The organism is Veillonella sp. CHU110 (assembly GCF_003992255.1).
Classification (GTDB): Bacteria; Bacillota; Negativicutes; order Veillonellales; family Veillonellaceae; genus F0422.
The window spans coordinates 1-12397 of sequence record NZ_RQVA01000018.1; the positions used below are offsets into that span (position 1 = coordinate 1).

Genomic DNA, 12397 nt, shown 5'->3' on the forward strand with positions numbered 1-12397 from the left:
ACCCAATGAATATATAGCAGAGTACTTCTTAAATAAACTTTTAGGAGGTTGTGTCACAAATGTTTGACTACCGTAGAAAAAATTCAGTGTAATTGTACTATACAGCTTGACATTTTACTGTATTCTCGATACAGTTAAAGTTATATGTTATATAGAGGATTGTAGGGAGGAACGAATGAAAGAAATCAAAGATGTGTCGAAACTGAGTTATACCCATGTGCAGGGTGGTCAGTTTCGTTGGATAACGGTGAGTACTATCATGCTAGCATTGGGAACGATTTTGCATGCAGTATCGCCAAGTGTGGCAGGGGTCACGCCGAACTGGACCATTGCTACGTATTGCGTGGCGATTAACTTAACGCGCCCAACCCTTCGACAAAGTTTAGGCATTGGCTTGGTAGCAGCCTTGATCAATGTATTTACATCGAAATCTGCATTGCCTTATGGTAACCTTGTGAGTGAACCATTGGGGGCTTTCACATGTGCTGTATTGGTGCACTATATGTACAATTTAAAAATTGGTAAGCTCAATTTGATGCCAATTCTAAGTGCTTTTGTTAGTACCGTTGCCTCTGGTGGGGCTTTCATCACATGCCTATATTTAATCTTAGGTTTGCCTAGTAATGTATACTGGAATGCGATGTGGCCATTGGTATTGATGGTAGCCCTTTGTAATGCTGTTGTAGCGCCGTTCTTGTACATTCCAGCGCAAAAATTGTTAGCTCGTCAAACAGCAAAGGGGCAGCAATTGACAGATAGCAGTGACCATAGTGATTTGCGCATTGTACCTTCTGTAAAAGCGCCTATCGTTATCGAGCATATGAGTTTTCGCTATGGCAATCAAAGTGAGTATGCTGTGAAAGATATTAACTTAGTGGTATATGAAGGTGACTTCTTAGTTGTTACAGGGCCAGCCGGATGTGGTAAATCTACTATCTGTATGGCTATGGCAGGCGCAGTGCCTAAATTCTATGGTGGTACTATGGAAGGTATGGTATTCATCAATGGAAAAGCAGTGACGCAATTAGAAATTCCAGATGTGGCAGATGATATTGGCATTGTCTTGGCTGACTATGATACACAATTAGTGACCATGACGGTGGCAGAAGAAGTAGCCTTTGCCCTCGAAAATCGTGGCTATACAGCGGAAGCTATCCAAGAACGCACGGCTATCGTATTGGATCAAGTGGGGTTAACAGGTTTAGAAAATCGTAATGTATATAGCTTGTCTGGCGGACAACGTCAACGTTTAGCGATTGCTTCAGTGTTAGCTGTCAACCCATCTATTTTGGTCTTAGATGAACCTACTAGCTCTTTAGATCCAGAAGGCACAGAAGAGTTGTATCGCTTAGTTGGTTCCTTGAATCGTGACCATGGTATCACAGTGGTTGTTATCGACCACGATTTACATGCCGTATTACCGTATGCAAATCGTATGGTATTAGTCGATGGTGGAACATTGAAAATTGATAGTTCTGTAGAAGACGTATTGTCATATATGTACGATACGAATACATACGTAGATGCATTACCATCTTTATTTGTGACCTATAAATCTTTAGCAGCGAAAGGAATTGCCTTAGACACACCTTGGTTATCCTTAACATCTGCTCAGTCTAGTCTTATGAAAGGAGAACGCTAATATGTTAACAGTTGAAAATTTGCGCTTTTCCTATGTACCAGGACAAGACATTATGAAAGATGTAACTTTTACTATAGGAGATGGAGAGTTCATTACATTAGGTGGCCGTAATGGTTGTGGTAAAACTACGGTAACCCGTTTATTAGTGGGTTTGGAAATGCCTGTAGAAGGTAAGATTTCCTACGATGGCCAAGATATTACGAATATGGCTACCTCTGAAAGAGGCCGTTTTATTGGCTATGTATTCCAACAACCAGATCGCCAAATGTTCCGCCAAACGGTGGCAGAAGAAGTGGCATTTGGGCCAGAGCAGTTAGGGTATGACAAAGAAACTGTACGAAGTATTGTAAAAGATGCGTTAGACCGAGTAGGTATTTCCCATCTGGCAGAGGCGTATCCATTGGGATTGCGCCGTGGAGAAAAGCAACGGGTAGCTATCGCCTCCGCGCTGGCGATGCAATCGAAATTGTTGATTCTTGATGAGCCAACGAGCGGCCAAGATGGAACAGAAACAAAAGGGTTATTGGCGTTGTTACAAGAGTTACAACAACAAGGATTGACTATACTATTAATTACTCATGATATGGAAATCATGGCGGAATATTCTACGCGAGTGATCATCATGGGGTATGGAACAAAAGCCTTCGATGGTTCACCAGAAGAGCTATTTACAAATCGTGATGATCTGTTGGAACTAGGGTTAACAAAACCACCGAGCGTTGTGCTCAGTGAAACAGTACCAGCCTTAGGGTATTGTAAATCGATGAAAGAATTTGAACTGCGTTACGCAGAGTATGTGAAAGGTTAGGAGGAGACCGATGACATTTGTACCATTAACAAAAATTTGGGCTACTATCTTCGTGTCCATCTTAGCTATTGCTATGAAAACCCCAGAGCTACTCTTGGCCTTATTTGGGGTAGAGTTGTTGTTGATGCTGATTGGTGGCATTCTATTCCGTCAATGGAAAGCTTTATTTGCTTTGATCGGGTTTTCTGCCTTCTTAGGTATCGTACAGTATTTGGGTAGCTGGTCTGTGGATTCTGCTATTGTGACAGCATTGCGCATGTTGACAATGACTACCATCTTTATGATGCTCATTGTAACTACAAAAACACAGGATTTGACAGTAGCTCTTGTGCAACAATGCCGTATTCCGTATGCCTATGCGTTTATGTTTACAGCGGCCCTACGCTTTGTTCCAGACTTTTTACGTGAAAGTAAAGCAGTGCAAGAGGCACAAGCTTGTCGTGGTATGTCTTTGGAAGGCAATTGGATGGCTAAAATTAAATCCTATATGACAGTTATCCAGCCATTGATGCTGAAATCTTTGGGACGATCTGAGACAATGGCGTTGTCCTTGGAGCTTAGAGGCTTTGGAAATCAACAACATACATTTATGCGCAAAGTAAGTCTTCGAGAAATAGATTATTTGGCGTTCTTTGTTATGTTGGGAGTGACGTATCTCGTAATTCGTCACTTGTAATGCTATGTAGCCTATGGTGTTCCAGTCTAATTTAGAGTAATGAAAGACCGCAACATACTCCTTCTCAAACTGATCCTACGGTAGGGTCGTTACTTATTATGCTATGTAGCCTGTGGCATTCTTAATTAAATCAAGCAAAGGAAAGAGCACGACATATTCCTCCACAAACTGATCCTACGGTAGGTTTGCTCCGGAACATGTCGTGCTCTTTTTGTGTTTGTGTGATTTAGTCAGTAAGGGATGCCACAAGGCTACTACTCGTAACTGCGTTCCTTAGGATGGGGTGGTGGTATCGTTTGCAAACTTGCGCTTTGCTTAGTTTGCTTCGAAAGTATCGAATTTACTTTGTTGTAGTATGGATTATTATTAAGAATAATTTTCAAAATTATCTTTTGATACTTGAAATGGATATACCTGTTAGTGTTATAATAAGATGAGGTAAGTTCGTGCAGGAGTTGAAAGGAGAACTCATGGATTATAAAGTGGCAGCTTCTTTTTGGACAGAGAGGGATACAACTGCAAGAAAGATGGACCCACGTGAATTGCATGTTGAGATTGTTGACTTTTTGAAAGCACATCATACTTGTGCGTTTGCGACACATAGTGAAACGGGTGTACGTTGTACTCCTTTATCGTATACTGTACATGGTGGATACATTGATATTTTTTCTGAAGGTGGTGAGAAGTTCTTTCACTTAGAAGAAGATAAAAATGTATCGCTTACTGTGTTTGATCCTTATGAGGGTCCAGGTACGGCAAGAAGTGTTCAGATTCAAGGCGTGGCAACTGTGTTAGGTCCTGATGATGAAGACTATGCGAAAGTGTTACACGAGATTGGTATGGAAAAATTATTAGAACGTAATGATGCATTGTACTTGATTCGTGTAAAATCGAATAAGATTGTTTACTTGAATGGTTCTTTGCGAGAACGTGGCTATTTTATTCGCCAAGTCTTAGTGAGATAAGGTAGATTCGTTTTGCACATCTTCTCCAAGTATGATATAATAAGTAAAGACCGCCGTTAGAGGTTTCATCTAACGGTGGTTTTTATTTTAGAAATGGAGACAACTAATGAATATACAACGTATCTTGCTAAGTGCTGTCTTAGGGGCCACGTTAGTGGTGACTGCTGCTTGTGGGACTGATGCAGCTGAGCAAGCAAAATCAAATGTGACGAAAGATGTAAAGGTAGAAGCTAAGATGCCAAAGTTTGATGCTACACCAATTGCTGATGAGTATGCTGTTTTGCATACGAATAAAGGTGATATCAAAGTACGCCTATTTGGTAGCAAAGCTCCTATTACAGTGAAAAATTTTAAAAGCTTGATTGAACAAGGGTATTATAATAACTTAACCTTTCACCGTGTCATCGATGGATTTATGATCCAAGGGGGGGACAATAAAAAAGGTGGACCGGGGTACAACATACCGGATGAAGTGAGTAATGATTTGCACTTTAATAAAATGGGCGTGCTAGCCATGGCAAATGCTGGTCCTAATACGGGAAATGCACAGTTTTTTATTACCGTAGCTCCTACACCGTGGTTGGATAATAAGCATACGATCTTCGGTACTGTAGTACAAGGGATGGATGTAGTAGAGGCGATTAGCCGAGTGCCAAGAGATAAACGTGATGCTCCGAAAGAACCTGTGGTGATTCAATCTGTTGAGTTAGCTCCTATTCCAGCTGGTGAGTAAGATGGATGAAAAGTTTTACACCTATATGGTTCGTTGTGCAGATGGCTCTCTTTATACAGGATGGACGACGGATTTAGAGAAGCGGATACGAGCTCATAATGGCGAAATTAAAGGTGGTGCAAAATATACGAGAGGTCGACGACCGGTGACACTAGTGTGGAGTACGGCTTTCACAAGAAAGCAAGATGCCCAGTCTATGGAGCAACATGTGAAACGCATGGAACGGTCTCAAAAAGACGCCCTCATTGCAGCAAATTGTGATATAATTAAATGATACAAATAATGTGTATACGAGAGGAGGTATGCTAATGAAACGAGTGATTGTGTCTGTGAAGAGTACGCAACGTGATGCGGATGGAGAAGATACGGTGGTGGAATTAGTATCCTCTGGCAAGTATTATGAGACGGCGCTAGCCAAGCATATTATCTATGATGAAAGTGAAGTGACTGGATTAGGTAATACGAAAACGACGATTAAGGTGTACAAAGATTCTGTAGTTCTTTTGCGGACAGGAGAGTTTTCTATGCGCCATGAATACCAATTAGGCAAGACGAATGTGGCGAGTCTAGAAACACCTTATGGTGCCGTTGAATTAGCGATGTTAACACATGAATTAGAAATAGACTTAGAGGATGGCGAGGGCCATGTTCTGTTAGGATATGATATATCGGTTGGTGGGGAATGGCAATTCTATAATCAACTGTATGTAGAGATTCGGGAGGATATACATTATGGACATGAAAGAAGTTTTGAAAGCAGCCATTAAGGATGCTTTACAGATAGCATTGGAACAAGGTGAATTACCTGAAGGAACCTATCCAGAGGCACAATTAGAAGTACCACCACAAAAAGAGTTCGGTGATTTTTCTACGAATATTGCGATGCAATCTGCTAGAGTGGCAAAATCCAATCCACGTGCGATTGCTGACATCATCATTTCCCATATGAAGTATGATTGGTTAGAGCGTGCAGAAGTGGCAGGAGCAGGATTTATTAATTTTTTCTTAGCTTCTGATGTGATTTATGATACTTTAAAAAATATCTTAACGACTGGTGAATCGTATGGTAATGCGCCACTTCGTGAAGAAGATACAGTGCAAATTGAGTATGTGAGTGCGAACCCAACAGGTTTGCTACACGTAGGTCATGGCCGTGGTGCTGCTTACGGTAGTGCTTTGGTGAATTTGATGCGTGCTGCAGGATATAATGTATTTGCTGAGTACTATATCAATGATGCAGGTAAACAAATCGATAATTTAGCGGCCTCTGTAAATGCTCGTTATTTAGAGTTATTAGATATGAAACACGAGTTCCCAGAGTCTGGTTATCGTGGACAGGATATCATTGATACAGCGCAAGAATTGATCAATTGGAGAGGTGACTTCTTCGCTGCACTGCCAGAAGAAGAGCGTGTTCCATTCTTCAAAGAATTTGCTTTAACAGAAAAATTAAATGGTTTACGTAAAACATTGAGCAATTTCCGTGTAGGGTTTGATCGTTGGTTTAGCGAACGTAGCTTGCATAAAAGCGGGGAGATTCGCACATTAGTGAATCAGTTATTAGAATCTGGCGGAATGTATGAAAAAGATGGCGCCTATTGGTTGGCATCTATGCAATATGGCGATGACAAAGATCGCGTTGTTATCCGTGACAATGGAGAACCAACATACTTAGCGGCAGATATTGCGTACCACAAAGATAAATACGAACGTGGTTACAAACAATTAATCAACATTTGGGGCGCTGACCATCATGGTTATATTGCTCGTGTAAAAGCAGCTATGGAAGCGCTTGGATTCAATCCAGATAAATTAGAAGTTCTGTTGTTACAAATGGTATTCTTATACCGTGATGGAGAACTTGTAAAAATGTCTAAACGTACTGGTGAAACCATTACTTTAGATGAATTAATCGAAGATGTAGGGGTAGATGCAGCAAGATACTTCTTCTTGATGCGTTCCTTAGATAGCCAATTGGACTTCGACATCAACTTGGCATCTTCTAAATCTAATGACAATCCAGTGTACTATATCCAATATGCACATGCTCGTATTCATAGTATTTTCAACCAAGTGAAAGAAGCTGGTATTGCCTATGGTGATTGGGCGAATACATCTTTCACAGCATTGCAAAGTGAACAAGAAGTGGAATTGATTAAAAAATTAGCAGCCTACCCAGAAGAAATTCAATTATCTGCTAATAACAAAGCTCCACATCGTATAGCTAAATACTTATATGATTTAGCAAGTCTATTCCATTCCTTCTATAAACAAGGCCGTATTATGGGCGTTGACCCAGAATTGCAACAAGCTCGATTAGGCTTGATTACGGCAACGGCACATGTATTGCAACATGGTCTTGGTATCTTAGGTATTTCCGCTCCTGAAAAAATGTAATCAGAAGCTATAATTATTAGGGAGGCATCATGTCAACAAAGTATATTTTCGTAACAGGTGGCGTCGTATCATCATTAGGTAAAGGCATTACTGCAGCATCCTTGGGACGTTTGTTGAAAAACCGTGGATATAAGGTGACAATTCAAAAATTTGATCCATATATCAATATTGACCCAGGTACAATGAGTCCCTATCAACATGGTGAAGTGTTCGTCACTGACGACGGTGCAGAAACTGACTTAGATTTAGGTCACTATGAACGTTTCATCGACATTAATTTAGGTAAAACATCCAATATCACAGCTGGTAAAGTATATTGGTCTGTGATCAATAAAGAACGTAAAGGGGAATACTTAGGTTCTACAGTGCAAGTTATCCCTCATATTACGAATGAAATCAAAAATGCCGTGTTCCGCGTAGGTAAAGAAGATAATGCTGATGTGGTAATTACAGAAATCGGCGGTACTGTTGGAGATATTGAAAGCTTACCGTTCCTAGAAGCAATCCGCCAAGTGAAAAAAGAAGTGAACCGTGATGATGTATTATACATCCACGTGACATTGGTACCATATATCAGCGCAGCTGGTGAGTTGAAAACAAAACCAACACAACACAGCGTAAAGGAACTTCGCGGTATTGGTATTCAACCAGATATCATCGTATGTCGTACGGAAAAAGAAATTTCTCGTGACATGAAAGATAAATTGGCATTATTCTGTGACGTAGATCCAGATGCTATCGTAGAAAACCGTACTTGCAGTACCATTTATGAAGTGCCTTTGATGATGCAAGATGAAGGATTAGATAGCATTGTAGTGCGCAAATTGAACCTAGAAGATCGTCCTGCAGATATGACAGAATGGAAAGAAATGGTTCATAAAATCTTGAACCCTAAACAAGAGATTACCATTGCTCTTGTTGGTAAATACGTAGCATTACATGATGCATACATTTCTGTAGCCGAAGCATTGGGCCATGCAGGTATCGTAGAAGATACAAAAGTTAACATTAAATGGGTTGACTCTGAAGCGGTAGAAGCAGAAGGTACTGATCTAGCAGAAGTATATAAAGATGTGGACGGTATCTTAGTACCAGGCGGATTTGGTTGCCGTGGTGTAGAAGGTAAAATTGCGACTATCCAATATGCTCGTGAACATAAAGTGCCATTCCTTGGTATTTGTTTAGGTATGCAATCTTCTGTTATGGAGTTTGCTCGTTCTGTATTGGATATGAAAGGCGCTACTTCTACAGAATTTGATGAAAGTTGTGAGTTCCCTGTGATCGACTTAATGGACGATCAAGTAGATGTGGATGAAAAAGGCGGTACAATGCGTCTTGGCGTATATCCATGTAAAACAGTACCTGGTACAAAAGTACATGAAGCATACGGCGAAGATTTGATCTATGAACGCCATCGTCATCGTTGGGAATTCAACAATGCCTATCGTCAACAATTGACAGATGCAGGCTTGATTATCTCTGGTACATCTCCTGACAATCGTTTAGTAGAATGCGTTGAAGTAGCAGATCATCCTTGGTTCGTAGGCGTACAATTCCATCCAGAATTGAAATCTCGTCCAAACAATGCCCATCCATTGTTTAAAGGATTCGTGAAAGCGGCCATTGAGAATAAAAAATAAGACATAGTGATTATGTAACATAGAAAGGACTGTAACAGAATATAATAGATTCTGGTTGCAGTCCTTTTGTATGAATAGATGACGATGATCTTATTGAAATATACGATGTATATGACTTGGTTATAGAACTAGTGACAATATATATCTTAGAAGATTTTTATAAAAATGATGAATATTAGAGAAATTCACTTAATTTATGCTGGCAGGTGGTGATGACATGATATTACAAAATAAATTGGGTCTTACTAACTCTGTAGAACTTGCTAGAGAGGAAGAGCGGATTAGTAAAAAGAAAGCTTTAGATCTGTTTGATACTACTGTATTAGAGAAGTATCCTGTAGGTTCTTTTGCGCAATTAGCTGCGATACATAGATATTTGTTTGAAGATATCTATGACTTTGCAGGAAAAGTTAGGTCTGTAAATATAGCAAAAGGTAATTTCAGATTTGCTTCTGTTATGTATTTACAGGAGGCCCTTGAAAGTATAGAGAACATGCCACAATCTACATTCGAGGAGATTGTTGATAAATATGTAGAGATGAATGTAGCACATCCTTTCAGAGAAGGCAATGGAAGAAGTGCTAGAATCTGGCTAGACCTAATACTGAAACAAGAACTACATCTCGTTGTAGATTGGAGTTTAGTAGATAAAGATGATTATTTGCTAGCCATGGAACGAAGCCCTATTAAAGATATTGAAATCAAGCACCTCTTAAAAAGAGCATTAACTGATCGGATAGATGATAGGGAAGTTTATATGAAGGGCATTGACCATAGTTATTACTATGAAGGGTATACCGTGTATAAAACAGAAGAGTTGTAGGCTAAAATCTATATCAGAAAATACAAAACCGCAGCAGTTCGCGAAGAACCACTGCGCAGTTATTAGAATGATATAACATATATTGTTTGATATAGTCACTCTATTGTTTTTTATCTCAAACAATGCTATACTTAAGACATAAATAAGAAGAGCCGTCAACGTGTGCAGGCGTTAGGCTCATCTCAAGCTAGAAAAAATGATGCCTAACGTATAGAGGGTGCGAACCTCTTTCGTTAGGCTTCATCATTAATTATTTAAACAAATCAATGATTTGTACTATTAGCTTTAAAATCAAAATCAATACATTGATTTTTCTAAAAAACTTTTTCATAGTACCACCTCCTCCTATAGAGTAGGAAGAGATGAGCCCAACGCACGTTGAAGACTCTTCTATAATTTCATTATAGCAAAATCTATTCGTATTGTGTATATATAAAAATAAAAAACACATTAGTCTATTGACAAGCGACTAAAAATACTATAAAATAATCTTCAGTTAGATAAAGTAAATGCGATGAACAGGTATAAAGATATAGTTAGTTGCTTTCAGAGAGCTACTGGTTGGTGCGAAGTAGTAGAACGATTATATTGAAACTCCCCTGTGAGCAGCGATGGTGAAATCAAGTAGTCATCGACGGTAGTTCCGTTATAACTGTGAGAACCAACTAGGGTGGGACCGTGTTATTGAAATGATAATGCCCCTTGATGTGCGCTGCACATTGAGGGGCTTTTTTGTATCATAGGTTGATTAGTGTTTCTTACATTTTACGATGAGATCTGTATAAGGTATACAGTACAAGTAGACTCTATTAGAATGTTCTGATAGTTGTAAGCATAGCTTACTAGCAGTAGAATATGCGGGTGGTTGTGAACAAACCGCTACACAAGATAGAGAAAAATCTGTGATGTAGTACGACTAGAACTATAGTATGTAAAATGTAAAAACCTCTATGAAACCAATACGCTACATATAACGCCCCTAGGGATGCATAGTCATCTCTGGGGGCGTTTTTTATTCTCTGAAAGTAATTTTAGCGGCACGTACTTAAAACCACCATAGGAATGATTTTATCAAAGGTGAGATATGGAGGCCACATATTCAGTTTTCTTAGAATTATTCGTTAGAATAGAAATACGAACAGATATAGATTAGTCAGAAAGAGGAACAATTATGGACAACAGAATTTATTTTTTTGATACTACATTACGCGATGGGGAGCAAACTCCAGGTGTGTCCCTTCAAACACCAGAAAAAGTAGAAATTGCACAAGCTCTTGTGCGTCTTGGGTTAGATGTTATAGAAGCTGGGTTCCCAGCTGCATCGGAAGGTGACTTTGAAGCAGTAGCTACGATTGCTAGAGAAGTGCGTGGATGTACTATCGCAGCGCTTGCTCGATCCAATGAGAATGATGTGACAAAAGCGGCAGAAGCACTTGCAGGTGCAGAGCGCAGTCGTCTACATGTGTTTATCGCTACTAGCGATATACATTTAGAGTATAAATTGAAAAAGACTCGTGAAGAAGTGTTAGACATTGTGAAACACATCCTTGAGTTTGCGAAAGGTAAATTTGATGAAATCGAGTTCTCCGCAGAAGATGCATCTCGTACAGATTTAGATTATTTATGCCGTGTCTTTGAAGTAGCTATCGAAGGTGGCGCATCGATCTTGAATGTACCAGATACAGTAGGTTACATGACACCAGAAGAGTTTGGCAATCGTATTCGCTACATTAAAGAGCATACGAAAGGTATCGAAAAAGCCATCATCAGTGTACATTGTCACAATGACTTAGGCCTTGCGAATGCCAATACGTTGGCAGCTATTGAAGCTGGGGCTCGTCAAGTGGAATGTACTATGAATGGTTTAGGCGAACGAGCTGGTAATGTGGCCATTGAAGAAGTAGTGATGGCTATCAAAACTCGTCATGACCACTACCCATTCGATGTACACATCGACACACCACTATTCACTCGTACTAGCAAATTGGTGAGCAAACTTTGTGGTGTTGCTGTATCTCCTAATAAAGCTATCGTAGGTGCGAATGCCTTCGCACATGAGTCTGGTATTCATCAACATGGTATGTTGAACAATCCAACGACTTATGAAATCATGACACCAGCTAGTGTAGGGGCAGAAAAAACGTCCATCGTATTGGGTAAACATTCTGGTCGTCATGCCTTTGAAGATCATCTAGTGAATCTGGGATTTCAGTTAGAAGAAGAACGAGTGAATGAGCTATTTGTGCAGTTTAAAGCCTTAGCAGATAAGAAAAAACAAGTCTATGATGAAGATATTTATGCCTTGGTGATGGATACTATGCATCACGAACAAGCATTCCACGTGATACAACATGATTACCATTCCGATCAAAATGGATACGTTCTTGCTAGCATTCGTGTATTAACTCCGAATGGGGAACGTATGGATGCTGCTGTCGGTGATGGCCCAGTAGATGCTTCTTTCAGAGCCATCGAACGATTAGTGAACACACCATTTGTATTGGAAGATTTCCAAATCCGTTCCGTAACAGTGGGTAAGGATGCCCTTGGTGAGGCGGTTGTAAAAGTCAACTATAATGGCCGCAGATTCCAAGGCCGTGGGGTGAGCACAGATATTGTAAAATCTAGTGTAAACGCTTATATTAATGCAGTAAACGCTATTTATTTAGCAAAAGAGTTAGAACAAGAGTTTGGAAACCAGGAGGGTTAATGT

The 12397-nt window shown here is 39.8% G+C and carries 11 protein-coding genes and 1 other annotated feature; all 11 genes read left to right on the top strand.

Annotated features, from left to right (window positions below; translation table 11 throughout):
- The first annotated feature begins 175 nt into the window (after positions 1–175).
- The 11 genes from EO122_RS07275 to EO122_RS07325 all read left to right on the top strand — a co-directional run bounded on the left by EO122_RS07275 (position 176) and on the right by EO122_RS07325 (position 12394).
- Positions 176–1642, top strand: a complete 1467-nt coding sequence (locus tag EO122_RS07275) for an energy-coupling factor ABC transporter ATP-binding protein (protein WP_127010002.1) — start codon at positions 176–178, stop codon at positions 1640–1642.
- 1 nt (position 1643) lies between these two features.
- Complete coding sequence (locus tag EO122_RS07280; RefSeq protein WP_127010003.1) at positions 1644–2450, top strand: energy-coupling factor ABC transporter ATP-binding protein; 807 nt, start codon at positions 1644–1646, stop codon at positions 2448–2450.
- A gap of 10 nt (positions 2451–2460) precedes the next feature.
- Positions 2461–3126: an energy-coupling factor transporter transmembrane protein EcfT gene (locus EO122_RS07285; RefSeq protein ID WP_127010004.1), complete on the top strand. Its 666-nt coding sequence runs from the start codon at positions 2461–2463 to the stop codon at positions 3124–3126.
- Positions 3127–3596: 470 nt separating this feature from the next.
- Positions 3597–4091, top strand: coding sequence for a pyridoxamine 5'-phosphate oxidase family protein (locus tag EO122_RS07290; RefSeq protein WP_127010005.1), 495 nt, complete (start codon positions 3597–3599; stop codon positions 4089–4091).
- Positions 4092–4197: 106 nt separating this feature from the next.
- A complete protein-coding gene (locus tag EO122_RS07295; protein WP_127010006.1) occupies positions 4198–4824 on the top strand; it encodes a peptidylprolyl isomerase in 627 nt (208 codons plus the stop codon).
- A 1-nt stretch (position 4825) separates the two neighbouring features.
- Positions 4826–5098 (top strand): GIY-YIG nuclease family protein, encoded by a 273-nt coding sequence (locus tag EO122_RS07300; RefSeq protein ID WP_126937728.1) that lies wholly within the window; start codon positions 4826–4828, stop codon positions 5096–5098.
- Positions 5099–5132: 34 nt separating this feature from the next.
- Positions 5133–5591 (top strand): DUF1934 domain-containing protein, encoded by a 459-nt coding sequence (locus EO122_RS07305; protein ID WP_127010007.1) that lies wholly within the window; start codon positions 5133–5135, stop codon positions 5589–5591.
- Complete coding sequence (gene argS / locus EO122_RS07310; protein WP_127010008.1) at positions 5557–7221, top strand: arginine--tRNA ligase; 1665 nt, start codon at positions 5557–5559, stop codon at positions 7219–7221. Before EO122_RS07305 ends, argS begins: the two co-directional genes overlap by 35 nt.
- A 29-nt stretch (positions 7222–7250) precedes the next feature.
- The gene (locus tag EO122_RS07315; protein WP_127010009.1) at positions 7251–8861 is read left to right on the top strand and encodes a CTP synthase; all 1611 of its coding nucleotides are present in this window, start codon (positions 7251–7253) and stop codon (positions 8859–8861) included.
- Between the two features lie 217 nt (positions 8862–9078).
- Complete coding sequence (gene fic, locus EO122_RS07320; protein ID WP_127010010.1) at positions 9079–9684, top strand: protein adenylyltransferase Fic; 606 nt, start codon at positions 9079–9081, stop codon at positions 9682–9684.
- A gap of 505 nt (positions 9685–10189) precedes the next feature.
- Positions 10190–10390 (top strand) — a binding site (T-box leader).
- Between the two features lie 465 nt (positions 10391–10855).
- Positions 10856–12394: a 2-isopropylmalate synthase gene (locus EO122_RS07325; RefSeq protein ID WP_127010011.1), complete on the top strand. Its 1539-nt coding sequence runs from the start codon at positions 10856–10858 to the stop codon at positions 12392–12394.
- Positions 12395–12397: the final 3 nt, after the last annotated feature.